Annotated in this window: 15 protein-coding genes; 1 reads left to right on the forward strand and 14 read right to left on the reverse strand. The window is 65.7% G+C overall.

The features are described from left to right. The first annotated feature begins 11 nt into the window (after positions 1 to 11). Entirely contained in the window at positions 12 to 1862 is a 1851-nt protein-coding gene (gene asnB / locus ACH2A7_RS08130; protein WP_394961268.1) for an asparagine synthase (glutamine-hydrolyzing), read from the forward strand. Positions 1863 to 1924: 62 nt separating this feature from the next. Here asnB and ACH2A7_RS08135 read toward each other — a convergent pair whose 3' ends face one another. The 14 genes from ACH2A7_RS08135 to ACH2A7_RS08200 all read right to left on the reverse strand — a co-directional run bounded on the left by ACH2A7_RS08135 (position 1925) and on the right by ACH2A7_RS08200 (position 16565). Next, positions 1925 to 2173, reverse strand: a complete 249-nt coding sequence (locus tag ACH2A7_RS08135; RefSeq protein WP_394961270.1) for a hypothetical protein — start codon at positions 2171 to 2173, stop codon at positions 1925 to 1927. Positions 2174 to 2257: 84 nt separating this feature from the next. Continuing rightward, positions 2258 to 3526, reverse strand: a complete 1269-nt coding sequence (locus ACH2A7_RS08140) for a cell division protein FtsQ/DivIB (protein WP_394961272.1) — start codon at positions 3524 to 3526, stop codon at positions 2258 to 2260. Between the two features lie 34 nt (positions 3527 to 3560). Beyond that, positions 3561 to 4679 carry an undecaprenyldiphospho-muramoylpentapeptide beta-N-acetylglucosaminyltransferase gene (murG, locus tag ACH2A7_RS08145; RefSeq protein WP_394961273.1) on the reverse strand — a complete coding sequence of 373 codons (1119 nt, stop codon included), beginning with the start codon at positions 4677 to 4679 and terminating at the stop codon, positions 3561 to 3563. A gap of 19 nt (positions 4680 to 4698) precedes the next feature. Continuing rightward, positions 4699 to 6039 (reverse strand): FtsW/RodA/SpoVE family cell cycle protein, encoded by a 1341-nt coding sequence (locus ACH2A7_RS08150; RefSeq protein WP_394961275.1) that lies wholly within the window; start codon positions 6037 to 6039, stop codon positions 4699 to 4701. Positions 6040 to 6072: 33 nt separating this feature from the next. Continuing rightward, positions 6073 to 7083 carry a phospho-N-acetylmuramoyl-pentapeptide-transferase gene (mraY, locus tag ACH2A7_RS08155; protein WP_394961277.1) on the reverse strand — a complete coding sequence of 337 codons (1011 nt, stop codon included), beginning with the start codon at positions 7081 to 7083 and terminating at the stop codon, positions 6073 to 6075. A gap of 85 nt (positions 7084 to 7168) precedes the next feature. Continuing rightward, complete coding sequence (gene murF, locus ACH2A7_RS08160; RefSeq protein WP_394961279.1) at positions 7169 to 8557, reverse strand: UDP-N-acetylmuramoyl-tripeptide--D-alanyl-D-alanine ligase; 1389 nt, start codon at positions 8555 to 8557, stop codon at positions 7169 to 7171. Between the two features lie 90 nt (positions 8558 to 8647). Further along, on the reverse strand, positions 8648 to 10996 hold the full coding sequence (locus tag ACH2A7_RS08165) for a penicillin-binding transpeptidase domain-containing protein (RefSeq protein WP_394961280.1): 2349 nt from the start codon (positions 10994 to 10996) through the stop codon (positions 8648 to 8650). Between the two features lie 88 nt (positions 10997 to 11084). Beyond that, entirely contained in the window at positions 11085 to 11552 is a 468-nt protein-coding gene (locus ACH2A7_RS08170) for a hypothetical protein (RefSeq protein WP_394961281.1), read from the reverse strand. A gap of 49 nt (positions 11553 to 11601) precedes the next feature. Continuing rightward, complete coding sequence (rsmH, locus tag ACH2A7_RS08175; RefSeq protein WP_394961282.1) at positions 11602 to 12525, reverse strand: 16S rRNA (cytosine(1402)-N(4))-methyltransferase RsmH; 924 nt, start codon at positions 12523 to 12525, stop codon at positions 11602 to 11604. Between the two features lie 33 nt (positions 12526 to 12558). Further along, positions 12559 to 12978: a division/cell wall cluster transcriptional repressor MraZ gene (gene mraZ / locus ACH2A7_RS08180; RefSeq protein WP_394961284.1), complete on the reverse strand. Its 420-nt coding sequence runs from the start codon at positions 12976 to 12978 to the stop codon at positions 12559 to 12561. A gap of 242 nt (positions 12979 to 13220) precedes the next feature. Then, positions 13221 to 13679, reverse strand: a complete 459-nt coding sequence (locus ACH2A7_RS08185) for an ATPase (RefSeq protein ID WP_394961285.1) — start codon at positions 13677 to 13679, stop codon at positions 13221 to 13223. Continuing rightward, positions 13676 to 14224, reverse strand: coding sequence for a 16S rRNA (guanine(966)-N(2))-methyltransferase RsmD (rsmD, locus tag ACH2A7_RS08190; RefSeq protein WP_394961286.1), 549 nt, complete (start codon positions 14222 to 14224; stop codon positions 13676 to 13678). The genes ACH2A7_RS08185 and rsmD overlap by 4 nt, the downstream gene beginning before the upstream one ends. A gap of 75 nt (positions 14225 to 14299) precedes the next feature. Continuing rightward, a complete protein-coding gene (gene uvrC, locus ACH2A7_RS08195; protein ID WP_394961288.1) occupies positions 14300 to 16165 on the reverse strand; it encodes an excinuclease ABC subunit UvrC in 1866 nt (621 codons plus the stop codon). A 136-nt stretch (positions 16166 to 16301) separates the two neighbouring features. After that, a complete protein-coding gene (locus tag ACH2A7_RS08200; protein WP_394961290.1) occupies positions 16302 to 16565 on the reverse strand; it encodes an HPr family phosphocarrier protein in 264 nt (87 codons plus the stop codon). Positions 16566 to 16570: the final 5 nt, after the last annotated feature.

The raw sequence follows: 16570 nt of genomic DNA on the forward strand, positions 1-16570 counted from the left end.
AGGAGACGCCCATGTGTGGAATTACCGGCTTTGTGAGCGCAAAGCATGATCTGGAAGAGGCAAAAAAGACGCTGAAGGCCATGGCCGACCTCATCGCCCACCGCGGGCCGGACGGCGAGGGCTTTTATCTGGATGAGCAGGCGGCGCTGGGGCACCGGCGGCTGTCCATCATCGACCTGGAGGGCGGCAGCCAGCCCATGTTCAACGAGGACAAAACCCTGGTGACGGTGTTCAACGGGGAGATCTACAATTTCATGGAACTGCGCGGCCAGCTGGAGGCGGCGGGCCATGTGTTCGCCACCCACTCGGACACCGAGGTGCTGCTGCACGGGTATGAGGAGTGGGGCGAGGCGCTGCCGGAGAAGCTGCGGGGAATGTTCTCCTTCGTCATCTGGGACAAGGCGAACCGCACCCTCTTCGGCGCCCGGGACATCTTCGGCATCAAGCCCTTTTACTATTACCAGAACCACGACCTGCTGCTGTTCGGCAGCGAAATTAAAAGTTTCCTGCCCCACCCCGGCTTTGTGAAGGAACTGAATGAGGAACGGCTGCCGGAGTATCTCTCCATCGAGTACATCCCGAACGCCGAGACCATGTTCAAAAACGTCTACAAGCTGCCGGGGGCCCACCGCTTCACCTTCAAGGACGGCAAGCTGACGGTGAGCCGCTATTACGGCATCGCCTACCATGTGGACCACACCAAGACGCTGGAGGAGTGGAAAAAGGCCATCGCCGACACCTTTGCCGAGAGCGTGCGGGTGCACCAGATTGCCGACGTGGAGGTGGGGTGCTTCCTCTCCTCCGGGGTGGACTCCAGCTTTGTGGTGAACGAGGTGGCCAAGGGCACCCCCCATGTGAAGAGTTTCAGCGTGGGCTACGAGGAGGAGAAGTATTCCGAACTGCCCTACGCCCAGGCTTTCAGCAAGGAAATCGGCGTGCCCAGCATCGCCAACAAGGTGGGCGCCGACGAGTTCTTCGAGGCCAACCGGACGATCCAATGGTACCTGGACGAGCCGATGCCCAACCCCAGCGAGGTGCCCCTCTATTTCCTCACCCAAAACGCCGCCCGGTATGTGAAGGTGGTCTTGAGCGGCGAGGGGGCGGACGAGTTGTTCGGCGGCTATCCGCTGTACTGCGCGGCCCACCACTTTGAGGAGTACGGCAAGATCCCCCGGCCCCTGCGCAAGGCCGCCGGGGCGGTGGCGAAGGCGCTGCCGGAATTCAAGGGCCGGCACTTCCTGGTGCGGGGGGCGCAGGAGCCCTGGCAGCGGTGCATGCGGGCGAACTATGTGTTCGAAAGCCCCGCCGAGCGGGACAAATATCTCAAAAAGGACTACCGGGACAAGGCCCCCGAGGAGTATTTCAAGCCCTATTTCGACCATGTGAAAGACCTGGATGAGCCCACCCAGCTGCAATGGGTGGACATCCACACCTGGATGCTCTACGACATCCTTCTGAAGGCCGACCGGATGAGCATGGCCAACAGCCTGGAACTGCGGGTGCCCTTTTTGGACCGGGAGATGCTGGAACTGGCGCTCTCGCTGCCGGTGGAATACCGCTCCTCCAAGACCGAGACCAAGATCGCCCTGCGGGCCGCGGCGCTGGACCAGCTGCCCGAGAGCGTGGCCAAGCGGCGCAAACTGGGCTTCCCGGTGCCGCTGAACGACTGGCTGCGCCAGGACAAATATTACAACATGGTGCGGGAGAAGTTCCAGGGCCCGGTGGCCGAACAGTTCTTCAACGTGCCTCAGCTTTTGAAGCTGCTGGACGCTCACAAGGCGGGCAGGAACGGCGGCATGACGAAAATCTGGAGTTTTTACAGCTTCATCCTTTGGTACGAGCTGTTCTTCGTGCAGCGGTGAACGCGGCAAGAAAGCGCGGCGGCGCGGGCAGAATGCCCGCGCCGCCGCGCTTTGTGTGTGTTTCAAAAAAACTGGAGAACGAAAGCCGCCAGTATGGCCGCGCCCAGCAAGGCCAGCATGGCGCCCGCGATGGCCGCCACAAGAAACAGGATCCGCCGCTTGCCGTTCCCTTTTCTCTTTTTGTTCCACAGGATGAGGCACACCACGCACAGCACGAACCCCAGCACACCCAGGGCCACCATGCCGAACACCACCATCAGTTCAAACGCCACAAACGCAAGATCCAGCAGCACGATGCTGATAAACGCCATCCCCCTCGCCCCCTTTGTTTTTCAGTATAGCACAGCTTCCAGCCGCGGAAAAGGCCGCCGCTTTTGCGTGCGGCGGCCCTGTTTTTATTGTGCCTGGGAAGTGCTCTGGGACGTGCTGTCGGGGCCGGAGGCCGGCGCGGAGGAGGCCGGGGCCTCGCTGCCCGAGGCGGGCGCGGAACCGGAAGAAGGCTCCGCGGCGGAGGCCGGCGCGGAAGCGGACTGGGACGCGGAGCCGGAAGCCGCGCTGTCGGCGCCGGAGGCCGCGGCGTCCGGCGGCGGAGGCTCGCTCTCCTCCTGTTCAAAGCTGCCGGGGGAGAAGGCGAAGCGATGCACCGCCTCGTCCAGCTGGCTGGAGACGTCCAGCGTGCCCCGGTCGGTGGAGCCGAGATATTCGCCGCTCTCGTTTTTGAGCAGCAGCGCCGCCACGCTCACCTTGTAATCCAGATTGTTGAAGGTGCCCAGCAGCACCTTGACCCGTCCCTCGTAGACGAAGTAGGCCTCGGTGCCAAGGCCCATGTCGATGCGGGTGCACTGCTCGGCGATGCCCTCGCCGTAGAGCTGATCCATCAGGTCGGCGATCTGCTCGGCCTGGTCCTGCGTGGTCATGGAGAGATACCGCCCGGGCGTGGGGGCATTCACCCCGAGGCCGGTGATCACCGGCAGGCTGTCGGGCTGGTCGGGCTGCACCTTCAGCACCTTGAGCCCGTCGCTGAGGATCACCCAGCCGGCGCTGGTCTTGGCGCACCAGCTCTCGGTGGCGGGGGCCACCTGCACCACCACGGTGTCCGGCAGGCGGCGACGCACCTTGATGGTCTCCAGATAGGGCAGCTGCAGTTCCATCTCCGCCTGCTTCTGGGCGGCGGAAAAGCCGAACAGGTTCTCCTCCATGGGCACGGCCAGCGCGCCCAGGATGGCGTCCTCGGTGTAGATGCCGGTGTTGGCGGGGGTGGTCTTGTCCAGGTTTTCCACCGCGATGTGCTTGACCTTGAACAGCACTGTCACCGACAGGATAAAGCCCACCGCCATCAAAAACAGCACAAAGAAAAAGGCCAGCCACCGCCGCCGGCGGCGACGGCGGCGCATCTCCCCCCGGGACACCTGCCGGCGGCGGGCGCTCTCGTCGGGCCGCTTTTTCCTTCGCCGGTTCGGGGCGTTCTCCTGCGCATCCAGCGGTTCCATGCCCACCGCGCCCAGGGGCAGCACCATCTGCTGCATCTCCCCCGGCCTGCGGTGGGGCTGCGGGGGGATGGGCGCGGTCTGCTGGTCGAAGAGGGGGGCCTGGGTCTCACCTTTTCCGCCCCGCTGCCGCGTGTCGGCAGGGCGGCGCACGTTTTTCCTTCTTTTCTCTTTCACAGCAGCGCCGCCTCCTTCCCCAAAGAGCGCACGGTCACCGTTCCATCAGGTCCTCCAGTTTCGCCCAGATCTTTTCAAGACTTTCCGGCTCCGCCAGCGCCCGGGCCATCTTGCCCATCACCGACAGTTTGCCGTTTTCCTGCAGCAGCTGCTGCACCGTCTGCACCAGCGCGGCGCCGGTGAGGTCTTTCTCCTCGATGACCACCGCCGCCCCGGCCTTCTGCAGTTCCAGGGCGTTGTAATACTGGTGGTTTTCCGCCACGTTGGGACTGGGGATCAGGATGGACGCCCGGCCCACCGCCTCCAGTTCCGCCAGGGTCAGCGCCCCGGCGCGGCTGATGACCAGATCCGCCGCCGCCAGCAGCTCCGGCATATTCTCAATGTACTCCTGCACCTGCAGCCGGCTGCCCGGCTCCACGCCCTTTTCCGCCAGCAGCTTTTGGAACAGTTCCCCCCCCCGGCTGCCGGTGGCGTGGATGTGCAGGATGTTCCAGGGGCAGGTCTTTTCCCAGGCGGCCAGGTCGGCCACCACCTCGTTGATGCGCCGCGCGCCCAGGCTGCCGCCGAAGCTGAGGATGACGGTGCGCTGCCCCGCGCCCAGCTTGGCCCGGGCCAGGTCCCGGTTCTGCATAAAAATTTCCGGCCGCACGGGGTTGCCCACCACGCTGGTCTTTTCCGGCGCGCCCAGCTTTTCCACCGCGGCGGGCACCGCGGCGAAGACCAGGTCCACGTCCTTCGCCAGCAGCTTGTTGGTCACGCCGGGAAAGGCGTTCTGCTCGTGGATGGCGGTGCGGATGCCCATCTTGGCGGCGCAGCGCACCACCGGCCCGCTGACATAGCCGCCGCAGCCGATGACCAGATCGGGCTTGAGGGTGCGCAGCATCTTTTTGGCCCGGGGGCCGGCCAGCGCCAGATGATACACCGCCTGCAGGTTGCGGGCGATGTTTTTGGGGGTGAGCCGGCGCTGGATGCCGTTCACCTCGATGTGGTGGAAGGGGTAGCCCGCCTTTGTCACCAGGCGGTACTCCATGCCCTCTTTGCGGCCGGCAAAGTGGATGTCGGCGTCCGGCCGGTGGGCTTTGATGGCCCCCGCGATGGCCAGCGCCGGATTGATGTGGCCGGCGGTGCCGCCGGCGGCGATGAGCACGCGCATACAGCATTCTCCTTTGGGATCAGGTTTTGTCTGCCCGGAAGACGTGGGTCTCCCGCCGGGCCTTCTCCTCCGCCTGCCGGGCCCTGCGCTCGTCCCTGGCCTTGTTGGCCTGCCGGCTCACGCTGAAGACCACCCCCATCTCGCCCAGCAGCAGCAAAAGGCTGGTGCCGCCGGAGGAGAAGAAGGGCAGGCTGATGCCGGTGTTGGGGATGGTGTTGGTGACCACCGCGATGTTGAAGAAGAACTGGAAGCCGATCTGGGCCATGATGCCCACCACCAGCAGGCTGCCCGCCCGGTCTGGGGCGTTCACCGCGATGTGGATGCCCTGGGCCACCAGCAGCGCAAAGAGGGCGATGCACAAAAGCGCCCCCACAAAGCCCAGCTCCTCGCCCAGGATGGCAAAGATGAAGTCGTTCTGGGCCTCCGAGAGCCACAGATGCTTCTGGGTGGAGTTGCCCAGGCCCACCCCGAACCAGCCGCCCGAGCCGATGGTGTACAGGCCCTGGGCGGTCTGCATGGTGGAGTCCAGCACGTCGGAGAAGGGGTCCAGCCAGCCGGAAAGGCGCTCCTGCACATAGCCCTTGCTGGTGATCAGCAGCAGGGCGATGCCCCCCGCAGCCCCCGCGCCGCCCAGGCCGAACCACATCAGGTTCGCCCCGCCCACGAACATCATGGTGGCGGTGATGCAGCACATCAGGATCATGGCGCTGTTGTGGGGTTCCAGCCGCAGCAGCACCAGAATGGGCAGCAGCAGCACGCCCGGCAGCAGGATGCCCTGGCGGAAATTGTGCATCCGGCTGCGGTTTTGCTCAAAGAGCATGGCCAGTAGCAGCACGATGGAGAATTTGGCGATCTCGCCCACCTGCACGGTGGGCAGGCCCTTGATGTTGATCCACCGGTGCACGTCGTTGATGGGCGGCATGAACAGCACCGCCACCAGCAGCACCAGCGTGACCCAATAGAGGGGCCAGGCAAAGCGCAGCATCCAGCGGTAGTTCACCCGGCTGATCAGCCACATGGCGCAGACGCCCATCACCGCGTAGAGGGCCTGGCTGCGGATGTAGTGGTAGCTGTCGCCGAATTTATAGTAGGCGATGGCATAGCTGGCGCTGAACAGCACGATCAGCCCGAAGGCCAGCAGCACCAGCAGGTTTGCCAGCAGGCCGCCGCTGATGGGGCCGGGCTCCTTGTAAAACATGGCGGGCCAGGGCATCTTGCGCCGGGAGGCTCCCACCGGGCGCAGCCGGCCCGCCCGGGGCCGGGCGGCCGCGGGCGCGGCGGCCGCTCTGGCCGCCCCGGGGTGCGCCTGCCGCGGCGCCGGGCGGCGCAGCGGCCGCCCGGAAATATCTCTTGTGGACACGGCCGCACCGCCCCCCTTCTCAAAGCATAAAGATCAAAGATAGTAAACGTAAGCGAACAGGATGCCCAGCGCCACCGCGGTGAAGGCGATGAAGCTGAATACGCCGTCGATCTTCACCTCGCTCCAGCCGCGCATCTCAAAGGCGTGGTGGATGGGGGTCATGCGGAACAGCCGCTTGCCGTGGGTGAGTTTGAAGTAGGTGACCTGGATGACCACGGTGGTGGCCTCCCAGATGTACACCGCGCCGAAGAAGAAGATCAGTTCCGGCCGGCCCATGGCGTAGGCGATGCCCGCCACCGCGCCCCCCAGGAACATGCTGCCGGTGTCGCCCATGAAGGTCTTGGCGGGGTAGAAGTTCCAGTAGAGGAAGCCGGTGAGCGCGCCGGCCATGGCCGCGGCGAAGAGGCTGAGGTTGAACTCGCCCAAAAGGCTTGTCAGGGTGAGGAAGCCCAGCATGGCCACAAAGGTGACGCAGCTGCACAGGCCGTCGATGCCGTCGGTGAGGTTCACCGCGTTGACGATGCCGATGATGAGGCCGTAGGACAGCGGGTAGTAGAGCAGCCCCAGGTCCACATAGCCCACCAGCGGCAGGGTGACCCAGGTGGTGAGGGTGCCGTTCATGTGCAGCGCCACCAGCAACGCGGTGGTGATGAGCAGCTGGGCCACGATCTTCTGCATCGGCCGCAGGCCCAGGTTGCGCTTTTTCACCACCTTGACGAAATCGTCCAGAAAGCCCACCATGCCGAAGGCAAAGGCGGAGAACATGGCGATGTAAAGGCTGCGGGCGGTGGGCCCGCCCAGCATGTCGGGCGCGCTGTGAAGCAGGCTCAGGGTGGCCAGGGCCACCGCCACGGTGCCCGCGAAGATGAAGCACAGCCCGCCCATGGTGGGCGTGCCCTGCTTTTTGTTGTGCCAGGTGGGGCCGATCTCCTTGATGGTCTGCCCGAAGTGCAGCTTGTGCAGGAAGGGGACGATCACAATGCCCGAGGCCGCCGAAAGGACGAACCCGGCGAATGCCGCAAGGATCAGCGCGTAGCGTGCCATACTTCAAAAACTCCCTCTCACCGTGCCGGCCGCCGGCCGGCGTGATGACGCCCCCCAAAGGGCGCCGGAAAATCCGCCTCTTATTTTATTGCAAAGTTTCCTCGCCGTAAAGGGCTTTCAGGATATTTTCCAGCTTCATGCCCCGGCTGGCCTTGGCCAGCAGGGCGTCGCCGGGCTTCAAAAGGCCCTTGAGGGCCTCCAGCGCCGCCGCCGGCGTGTCGCAGTGCACCGCGGCGAGGCCCGCCTTCCTGGCCTCCCCGGCCATGGCCGCGCTCTCGGGGCCGATGGCTACCAGCCCCGCCAGACCCGCCTCGGCGGCCCAGCGGCCCGCCTGCCGGTGCGCCTCCCGGGAGATGGCGCCGAGTTCCAGCATATCCCCCAGCAGGGCGTATTTTTTGCCGGAACCTGCGTCGAAGGCCTTGAACATGGACAGACTTGCCTTCATGCTGTCGGGGCTGGCGTTGTAGCAGTCTTCCACCACGGTGAGGCCCGCCTTCTTCACCACATGCTGCCGCATGCCGGTGGCCTGGTAATTCTCCAGCGCCGCGGCGCATTTTGCCTTGTCCAGCCCCAGGCGGCTGGCGGCAGTGTAGGCCGCCAGCGCGTTGTAGACGTTGTGGCGCCCCAGGGCGGGGATGCGCACATCAAAGCGCTCGCCGCCGTCCGTCAGGGTGAACCGCTCGCCCTCGGGGCCGCTCTCGACGGCCTCGGCCCGCACGTCGGCCCAGGGGGCGTCGATGCCGTACCACACCGGCGCGAGCCGGCCGGGGATGAGGCCCTGGTCTTTGGCTTTGCACAGGTACTCGTCGTCGGCGTTCAGCGCCAGCGGCGCGCCGTCCGGCAGGCCGGCGCAGATCTCCAGCTTTGCCTTCAGGATGTTCTCCCGGCTGCCCAGGCTCTCCATGTGGGAGACGCCGATGCAGGTGATGAGCCCCGCCGAGGGCCGCGCCGCCCGGCTGAGGCGCTCGATCTCCCCCAGGGCGCTCATGCCCATCTCCACCACGGCGTATTGGGTGGTGGGCCCGAGGCGGAAGAGGGTGTTGGGCATACCGATCTCGTTGTTCTGGTTGCCCTCGGTCTTGATGGTCTCGCCGAAGGCGGAAAGCACCGCGTAGCAGAATTCCTTGGTGGTGGTCTTGCCCACGCTGCCGGTGACGCCGATCATTTTGGGGGAAAAGAGCATCCGGTAGTTGGCCCCCATGCGCACCATGGCCTTGTGGCTGCTGGGGGTGAGCACCAGTTTGCTTGCCGGCACGCCCGCCACCGGGTGATTTGCCACCACACAGAGGGCTCCCCCCGCGATGGCGGCGGCGGCAAAGTCGTGGCCGTCCACCCGCTGCCCGGGAAAGCAGACGAACACGCAGCCCGGCTGCACCTGGCGGCTGTCGGTGACCACGGCGGTGACGGGGTCGTTCCCCAGGCTGCCCGCCGGGGCAAGGCCCGCCAGAAGCTGATTGAGTGGGATGGGATACATGGTGCAAAACCTCCCTTGCGGGCGCCGCGGCGCCCTTGTTGTCCTTTTCTTAACTGTATGTGGCCGAGGGCCGTCGTATGTGTACAGGCCTCATCCCTCGGCGCCGGTGACGGTGAGGGTGATCACCGTGCCCATCTTCACCTCGGTGTTCTCCGCTGTGCTCTGGGCGGTGACGGTGCCCTCCTCGGCGCTGAGCGATGCGTTCAGCCCCGCCGCGGTGAGGATCTGTTTTGCCAGCGCCGCGCTCTTGCCCACCACATTGGGCACGGGCACGTTGGGGATGTCGGCGCTGTCGGTGAAGAGGTAGACGGTGGAGCCCGCCGGGACCTTTTCGCCCGCCGCGGGGCTCTGGGCCAGCACCAGGTCGCCGGTGCCCACCCGCCGGTGGGCGAAGCCCTTTTTGTTCAGTTCCACCTGGGCCATATCCCACTGCTGGTAGCTGGGATTCGTGGGGTTCACCAGGTTGGGCACGGTCACATTGCCGGTGGGCAGCAGGGCGGGGTCGGTCTCGATGCCCAGGTAAGGCGCCACCTCGCTGATGATGTTGCCCACCAGCGGGGCGCTCAGCATGGAGCCGAACTCGGTCTCGGCGTGGGGCTCGTCCACAAAGGCCAGCACCAGGATCTGCGGGTCGTCGATGGGCACCACGCCCACAAAGCTGGAGACCTTCTCGTACTCGTCGGTGGTGCCCTCCTTGGGGCCCTGGTCCAGCTTTTCACTGGTGCCGGACTTGCCGCCGATGTGGTAGCCCGCCACATAGGCGTTGCGGCCGGAGGCGCCGTCGGCGCCGTTGTCCACCACGCCCTCCATCATCACACGCAGGGCGGCGCTGGTCTCCTCGCTGATGACCTGGCGCTTGGCGCTGGGCTCGATCTCCTCCACCACGTTGCCCTCGGGATCCACGATCTTGCTCACGATGTGGGGCTGCACCAGATACCCGCCGTTCACCACCGCGCAGACGGCGGTGGCCATCTGGATAGGGGTGACCTTCTGGGCCTGGCCAAAGCTGGTGGAGGCCAGGTCGATCACCGACATGGTGTCCACCCCGTGATAGGAGACGCCCTCCCGGGGATATTGCTCGGCGGGCAGGTCGATGTCGGTGGGCTCGGTAAAGCCAAAGGCGGTGTAATAATCAAAAAAGGTGTCCTTGCCCATGAGCAGGGCTTCCTGAATGGTGGCGATGTTGCAGCTGTTGGCCAGCACGGTGCCCAGGTCCTGCCAGCCGTGCACGCCCTTGACGCCGAAGCCGTTGTCCGCGCAGGAATAGGGTTTTGTGCCGGGCAGCACGGTGTAGCTGCCGGTGCAGTTGAAGGTGCTGTTCACGGTGGCGGTGCCGGAGTCCAGCAGAGCGCTGGTGGTGATGAGCTTGAACACCGAGCCGGGGGTGTACAGGTCGGTGATGGTCTTGTTCTTCCACTGGCGCTGGCGCTCCTCGCCCTGCACCTTGGTGTACTCCTCGCCGTCCAGCCCCTCCAGCAGGGCCGCCCGCTCGGGGTCGTAGATGGTCATGGGGTCGTTGGGGTCAAAGTCCGGCTTGGTGGCCATGGCCAGGATGGCGCCGGTGTTCACGTCCATCACGATCACCACGCCCCGCTCGGTGACGTTGTTCACCTTGACCGAGTTCTCCAGATACTTCTCCGCGATGGCCTGGATCTCGGCGTCCAGGGTGAGGATGAGGCTGTCGCCGTCCTGGGCCTCGTAGAGCACCCGGTCGTCGTTGGCCACCTCGCCGCCGGTGGGGGTGCGCTGGCTCACCAGCCGCCCCGGCGTGCCGGCCAGCACCTCCTCATAGTATTGTTCCAGCCCGTAGAAGCCGTATCCGTCGGCGTGCATGAAGCCCAGCACGCTGGCGGCGAAGGCCCCGAAGGGGTACTCCCGCTTGGTGTCCTGGGAGACGATGATGGTGAGTTTGTTGTCGCTGGCGTACTGGGAGATCTCATCCGCCACCGGCTTGTCCACCTGCTTTGCCAGCAGGACGTACTGCTTGGAGCCGTCGATCAGCTTGTCATAGAGCTCCTGGGCGTCCATCTCCAGCATGGCGGCCAGGTCATTGGCGATGGTCTGGACGCGGGTGGCCCGGCGCTGGGCCTTGGACTCGTCGGATTCCGTGCCGCCCATCGCCTCCAGTTCCTCTTTGGAAAGGCTGGGGGCCTTGATCTGGCTGGGGTCGGCGGTGATGGTCCACACGATGCTGCTCTTGGCCAGCACCTTGCCGGTGGCGTCATAGATCTGGCCCCGCTGGGGGGTGATGGTCATATCCTTCATCTGCTGGCTGGCGGCGGCTTCCAGCATCGCGTCGTGGCGCAGGATCTGCCAGGTGTACAGCCGCCAGATGAGCAGGCCGCACCCCGCCACCAGGAACAGCCCCAGCAGCGTCCAGCTGCGAAGCTTGATCGACCGGTCCACCCCGCTGCGGGGCTCGTTGTTGTCTTTGTTCATCATCGGTGCATCCTTCTTTGTGCGCGTATAAATGCAAACGCGTGAGCCCTCCCCCGCCGCCCGCGGGGGGCGATGCGATGGGGCTGGCTCACGGGTTCAGGTAATCCATCAGGCTGAGCAGGCCGGTGCTCAAAAATTCGGTCAGCCGCTGGGCGGCGGTCTGGGGCCGGTTGATGACGCTCTCGCCCTCCAGCGAGAAGTAGGTCACCTGGCTGCGGTCCGCCTTGACCAGCCCCAGCTGGCCGGCGGCGATCTGCTCCACGTTGCGCAGGCTGGTCTTGGAGTCCAGCACGCCGGACAGGTAGTTGTAGGTGCTCTGTTCGCTCACCAGCTGGCTCTGGACGTCCTGGATGTCCACCGTGAGTTCGGTGATGACGGCCTGGCTGTAGAGGAAGCCCACCACCAGGGCGACCATCACCACCGCCGCCGCCACCGTCTTGACGGCCCGCAGGTTGAGGCGCGGGGCCTTCTTTTTGCCGCGCACGGCCTTCACCTTTGCGCGGGGCCGGGCGGCGCGGTTTTCAAACATCTCGAGATCGTATGCGGGCTGCGCCACGGCGGCCACCTCCTTTGCGTGCGGCCGGGGCGGCGCCCAGGCTGCGGGATCAGAGTTTTTCGATCACCCGCAGCTTTGCCGAGCGGCTGCGGCGGTTGGCCTCCAGTTCCTCGGGGGCCGCCTCCACCGGCTTGCGGGTGATGAGTTTTGCTTTTGCCTTGCCGCCGCACACGCACACCGGTAATTCCGGCGGGCAGGTGCAGGCGGTGGCCCACTGGCGGAAGCGGTTTTTCACCAGCCTGTCCTCCAGCGAGTGAAAGGTGATGACGGCGAAACGGCCGCCCGGGGCCAGCAGGTCGAAGATCTCGTCCAGCCCCTCGCTGAGGGCGTCCAACTCGCCGTTGACGGCGATGCGGATGGCCTGGAAGCTGCGGCGGGCGGGGTTTTTGTCCTTGCGGCGCACCGCCGGCGGCAGCGCCGAGGCGATGGCCTCCGCCAGCTGCAGGGTGGTGGAAAAGGGCGTTTTCTCCCGGTCGCGCACGATGCGGCCGGCGATGGCCCAGGCGAAGGGCTCCTCGCCGTACTCCCGCAGGATGCGGGCCAGTTCCTCCCGGCTGGCGCTGTTCACCAGGTCGGCGGCGGTGGGGCCGGCCTGGCTCATGCGCATGTCCAGCGGCGCGTCCTGGCGATAGGAGAAGCCCCGCTCGCCGTCGTCCAGCTGGTGCGAGGAAACGCCCAGATCCAGCAGCGCGCCGTTGAGGGCGTGCACCCCCAGGTCGGCCAGCGCGCGGCGGGCATCCCGGAAGTTGCTCCTCACCACCGTGGCGGGCAGGCCCTTAAGTCTCTCGGTGGCGGCTGCCACCGCATCCGGGTCCTGGTCCAGGCTGATGAGGCGCCCGGTGGTAAGCCGCCGGGCGATCTCACTGGAATGCCCGCCGCCGCCGGCCGTGCCGTCAAGATAGGTGCCCGCGGGGTCGATGGCAAGGCCCTCCAGGCACTCGTTCAAAAGCACCGGCACATGACTGAATTCCACCCTGCCATCCCTCCTTTCGCCGGGCGTTCCCGCTTAAAAGTCCAGTTCCTCCATGGCCGCCTCGATGTCGGCGCCGGAGAGGCTCTGCTGTTTTTTCTGCCAGGCCGCGGTGTCCCAGATCTCGGCGTAGCCGCCCACCCCGATCACCGTGACCTCCTTTTGCAGCCCCGCGTGGGCGCGCAGCGCCGGCTCCAGCAGGATGCGGCCCTGCTTGTCCGGCGTGACCTCCTGGGCCGCCGCGTAGAGAAAGCGCTGGATGTCCCGCGTTTTCACCATGCTCTTGCTCCGCAGGATGTCGGTGATGCGCTGCCACTCCTCCTCGGGAAAGGCCACGAGGCAGTCGTCCAGCCAGCGGGTGACCACGAAGGCCGCGCCCATCTTCTCCCGGAATTTGGCCGGGAAGTTCAGGCGGCCCTTGTCGTCGATGGTGTAGTTGTATTCCCCCATCAACATCCCGGCCGCCCCCTTTGTTGAAAACTTGTTAAAAGCGGTTGAGTTTTCCCACTTTAACCCACTTCTACCCACTTTTATTCAATTATACGGGATGGACCTGTGAAATTCAAGATACGGGACGTAGAAATCCGGGGCGTCGCCGCCGGATTTTTTGGCGCGGTTTTGGCGAAAGACACAAAAAAAGAGCCGTGAACGAACGTTCACGGCCCGATGAGGGATATTTTGGAAAAGCGCCTGAAAAATCAGCCGTTTTTGGCGCTCTGGCGCAGGTTGGCGCGCACGGTCTTGACCTCCGCCGCGCTGCGGGCCAGCTGCTCCTCGGTGGTGCGCAGCATGTTCTCGCAGTAATCGGTGACGGTGGTGCGCATGGTGCGGGCCTGGGTCTGGGCGGAGGAGACGATCTCGGCGGCGCGCTGCTGGGCGGCCTTGACCACCTCCTGCTCGCTCACCAGCACCCGAGCCCGGTCCTCGGCCTTTTTGATGATGGACTCGGCCTCCCGCTTGGCGTCGGCCACGATCTCGGCCCGGTCGTTCACGATGGCCTTGGCCTGGCGCACCTCGGTGGGCAGGTTGAGGCGCACCTCGTCGATGATGTCCTGCAGCTTGTCCACGTCCACCACCCGTTTGCCGCCCGCGAAGGGCAGGCCGGTGGCCTCTTCCAGCATCTCTTCCATCATGTTCAACAGCTCGTCGATGTTCATTCCGCTCGCTCCTTTTCATAACGGGTCACCAGCACCTTGCCGTACCGGTATTGCTTTTTCTTGTGCAGGCCGCCGCAGGTGTCCGGCAGGTCGGCGGCCAGTTCGCTCTCGCAGAGGACGGTGCCGCCGGGGGCGGTCACCTTTGCCACCCCCGGCAGGATGGCCGCCAGCGTGCCATGATGGTAGGGCGGGTCCAGCAGCACGATGTGGAAAACGTCCTTTGTGGCGGCGAGGAAAGCCGCCGCCTCCCCCTGGGCCACCCGGGCCCGGTCAAACACGCCCGCCGCCCGGCAGTTTTTGGTCACCACGTCCACCGCGCCCCGGTCCCGGTCCAGAAAGACGCAGCCCGCCGCGCCCCGGCTGAGGGCCTCGATGCCCAGCTGGCCGCTGCCGGCGAACAGGTCCAGCACCCGGGCGCCGGGCAGGCTGAACTGCAGGGAGCTGAACATGGCCTCCTTCACCCGGTCGATGGTGGGCCGGGTGACTTCCTCCCCCGGCAGCGTTTCCAGTTTTGTGCCCCGGGCGCTTCCGGCGATCACGCGCATGTTGTTCCCCTGCCTTTCACGGTGCGGCGGGCGGGGCGGGCGAAAACCGCGCCCCGGCTCAGCGCCGCGCTGAGTTTATGGTTCATTATCCCCCGTTCCGGGGGCTTTGTCAAGGCCCGGGCCGGGGTGGAACCAGTCGAAAACGCGCCGGGCCGCGGCGGCGCCCACCCCCTTGGCCTGGGCCAGTTCCTCCGCGCCGGCCTCGCGCACCGCGCCCACCGTTTTGAAATGGGCCAGCAGCGCCTTGGCGGTGGCGGGCCCCACGCCGGGTATGGCGGTGAGGCTGGAGGCGTAGGATTTTTTCTTCTGGCTGGCCCGCTGGTACTCGATGGAGAAGCGGTGCACCTCCTCCTGGATGCTGGAGAGGAAGGTGAACACCCCCCGGTGCATGCTGATGGCGATCTCGCCGCCGTCGGCGGTGACGATGGCCCGGGTGCGGTGGTGGTCGTCCTTGACCATGCCGAAGAGGGGCACCGCCGCCAGGGCCGTGCCCGCCAGCGCCGCCCGCACCGCGCTCACCTGGCCCTTGCCGCCGTCCAGCAGGATGAGGTCGGGCAGCACGCCGAACTGGCCCGCCGCCCCCTTTTCGTACTCGCCGGCCCGCCGGGAGAGGGCCTCGGCCATGCTGGCAAAGTCGTCGGTGCCCTGCACCGTGCGCATTTTAAAGCGCCGGTAGCCGCTTTTCAGGGGCCGGCCGTCCTGGAACACCACCATGCCGCAGACGCTGGTGCCCTCGCCCCAGTTGGAGATGTCGTAACTCTCGATGACGTGGGGCGGCTTTGCCAGGCCCAGCAGGGCGGCGGTCTCGTCCAGCAGGCGCTGGCCCCGGTCAGTGCGGCCGCTCTCCCGGGCCAGACGCTCCACCGCGTTGGTGTAGGCCATGGTCATCAGCCGGGCCACATCCCCCCGCTGGGGCACATACAGCTGCACCTTCGCGCCCCTCGTCTCGCCCAGCAGCTGCTCCAGGGCCTCGGCGGCCTCGGGCAGCGCGTCCACCGCGATGCGCCGGGGGATCTCGCCGCCGTAGAGGTAATAGCGGGGCAGAAATTCCTCCCGCAGCGCCTCCAGGTCGGTGCTGCCCTTGAACACAAATTCCCGCTTGTCCGCCAGGCGCCCTTTGCGGTAGCGCAGGATGGCGGCGCAGCTGTTGGCGCCGGAGGCGGCGAAGGCGATCACGTCCATCTCCACCGTCTCGTCCACCACCACCTTCTGCCCGGCGGACACCTTCTCCACCGCGGCGATCTGGTCCCGCAGCAGGGCCGCCTGCTCGAAGTCCAGCCGCTCGGCGGCCTCCTCCATCCGGCGGCGCATGGTGGTGAGGATGTCCTTTTTGCCGTGGCGGATGAGCTGGATGGCCCCCTTCACCGCCTCGTTATAGACCTCTTTGCTGATCTTGCCGCTGCACAGCGCCATGCACTTGCCGATGTGGGCGTTGAGGCAGGGGCGGCCCTTGCCGATGTCCTCGGGGAAGCGGCGGTTGCAGCGGGGCAGCAGGAAGGCGTCCTGGGCGGTCTCCACCATCTGCCGCACCGCAAAGCTGCTGGTAAAGGGACCGATGTAATCGGCCCCGTCCTCCTCCTTCTGCAGCGCCGCCGAGAGGCGGGGGTACTCCCCTTTGGTCACCTTGACGTAGCTGTAGCCCTTGTCGTCCTTCAGGAGAATGTTGTATTTGGGGGTGTGGGCCTTGATCTGGCTGGCCTCCAGCACCAGCGCCTCGAACTCGCTCTGGCAGACGATCACGTCGAAGGTGAAGGCGTGCTCGATCATCTGGGTGACCTTGGCGTCGTGGGGCACCCCCTCCCGGAAATACTGACTCACCCGGGTGCGCAGCCGCTTGGCCTTGCCGATGTAGATGATCACATCCCGCTTGTCCCGGATGATATACACCCCCGGCAGCAGCGGCAGCATCTTCGCCTTTTCGTACAGTTCCGCCTTGGTCACGGCATTGCGCCCCCTTTCATTCCGGCCTTATTATATCCCGCCGCCGGGCCCTTTACAAGGCCCGGCGGCGGTTCCTCTGCACAAGGAAAAAGGGCGGATCGCTCCGCCCTTGCCCTGTTCATGATCGAAAAAGAAATTACTCGGCGAAACCGGACTCCACCAGGGCGACCAGGCCCTCCACGGCCTCCTGCTCGTCGGTGCCGTCGGCAATGATGCGGATGACGGTGCCGCCCACGATGCCCAGGCTCAAAACGCCCAGCAGGCTCTTGGCGTTGACCCGGCGCTCTTCCTTCTCCACCCAGATGGAAGACTTATACTCGTTGGCCTTTTGAATAAAGAACGTGGCCGGACGGGCGTGCAGGCCAACCTGATTCTCAACGGTAACTTCTTTCACAAACATGGTTC

This window comes from Candidatus Allofournierella merdavium, from assembly GCF_944382735.1.
Lineage (GTDB): Bacteria > Bacillota > Clostridia > Oscillospirales > Ruminococcaceae > Allofournierella_A > Allofournierella_A merdavium.